A 1,920-nucleotide genomic window follows, 5' to 3' on the forward strand; every position below is an offset into this window, starting at 1 on the left:
ACAGTTACTGAGAGGATTCTTGGCTAATGCTAGCCCCAAAGCCCGAGAACTTGCGGAAGTTCTGGCTGCTGTTCCCCTGATTCCTCCAGTGATGCGCTTGGCACAACAGTGGTTTTTACCCGATAGCGAACACTGGCATCTGGCAGAAGTTTTTTTTAGTGGTCTTATCCAAAAGTCTTCCTTGGGGCCAGACCAGGCAACTGTTCCCGAAACTTGGTATGAATTTCGTCCGGGAATTCGGAAGTTACTGCTAGGAAATAGTCCAGTTCAACGCACCACTGAGATTTGGCGGGAAATTGGAGATTTCATAGAGCACCGTTATGGTAGTCTGCGGGATTTTCCAGCACTGATTCCCAACCCAAGCGGGTCTGTTCCAGGTGTTGCTGGGGATCGAGAGCTCTATTTTGCTGAAGTCAAAGCAGCAGTTTTTACCACTTGGGGAGGAGAATACGCCAATTTAGCACAGGAACTCAGGGCAGAAGTAGCGAAACGGAAACTGGAGAAAGTTGATCTCACTGACAACTTAGAACCTTTTGAATTTGAAGCGGAAGTTGCCACCATTGGTTTTGAAAAGGAGCCAGAGGAGGATGAAGAGAAATTACAACAGTGGACATTTGAAACCCCTACTGTTAACCATCACGGGGAAATCATTAAAACCACAACCTACACTGCCTCTTACTTCACTGAAACCCTAACCGATAATGTGGAACTGGAAATGGTGGCTATCCCTGGAGGAACCTTTACAATGGGTTCCCCTGAAAGCGAAAAAGATAGCCGTAGTCGTGAACGTCCCCAACATAATGTCACACTCCAACCCTTCTTTATGGGGAAATATCCTGTAACCCAAGCCCAATGGAAAGCGATCGCATTAATGACAGACTTGAAAGTAGAAATAGACTTAGATCCAGACCCCTCAAGGTTTAAAGGAGAGAAGCGCCCCATTGAAAGGATAAACTGGTATGAAGCAGTAGAGTTCTGTGACCGGCTTTCTCAGCTAACCGGAAGGGAGTATAGACTGCCTTCCGAAGCCCAATGGGAATATGCTTGTCGAGGGGTTACAGAACCCCTCAACCTTGATACTGGAGAATCCTATCCCCCATTCTACTGTGGAGAGACGATTACCGGACAGTTAGCCAATTACAACGCCTCAAGAACTTATTGGTATAAACCACGAGGAGAAAGAAGCAAGGGAACTACCCCTGTGGGTGAATTTCTTCCTAATCCCTTTGGCTTATATGATATGCACGGGAATGTTTGGGAATGGTGTTTAGATGATTGGCATAATAACTACAAAGATGCGCCCACAGATGGCAGTGCTTGGATTGATAATAATGAACCGGAAAATGTCAATGCTAAAAATAAGTCATATTCAGCGAAAAATGAGGATAATATCTCGTATTCTGTCCTGCGTGGCGGCTCTTGGAACTACAATCCTAATCTCTGCCGTTCTGCGATTCGCTACAACGAGTATAGGCGCGACATCAGCAACGTCTTTTATGGTGTTCGTATAGTGTGCGTATCCGGGATAAAGTCAGAAGTTTTTATGAAGTCAAAAGTTTGAAGTTTGAAGTTTGAAGAATTATGGCGAAACTGACCATAAAACGACCAAAACAAACCTTTCAAGGCTACAGAGAATACATAGACCGCATCCCTCTCGAAATGGTCTTAATCCCTGATGGAACCTTCACCATGGGCGCACCGGAGAGTGAAGAAGGCAGTCGTGACAATGAAAGACCCCAACATGATGTAACTATTTCCTCGTTTTTAATGGGACGTTATGCCGTTACTCAAGCTCAATGGCAAGCGATCGCATCTCGATCTGACCTTAAGGTTAATCAAGATTTAGATCCAGACTGGCGGACTTTGGTCTATCTTGGTAGACTTTGGTAGCTAAAAAGTATCGGAAAATTGATAACTCAC

The 1,920-nt window shown here is 45.1% G+C and carries 2 protein-coding genes; both read left to right on the top strand.

The window, feature by feature from the left end:
* On the top strand, window positions 1–1,561 hold a 1,561-nt coding region (locus F6K37_RS40135), incomplete at its 5' end, for a formylglycine-generating enzyme family protein (protein ID WP_287256849.1).
* Window positions 1,562–1,581: 20 nt separating this feature from the next.
* Window positions 1,582–1,890, top strand: coding sequence for a formylglycine-generating enzyme family protein (locus F6K37_RS40140; protein ID WP_287256851.1), 309 nt, complete (start codon window positions 1,582–1,584; stop codon window positions 1,888–1,890).
* Window positions 1,891–1,920 lie beyond the last annotated feature (30 nt).

It is taken from the genome of Moorena sp. SIO4E2 (genome assembly GCF_010671945.1).
Lineage (GTDB): Bacteria > Cyanobacteriota > Cyanobacteriia > Cyanobacteriales > Coleofasciculaceae > Moorena > Moorena producens.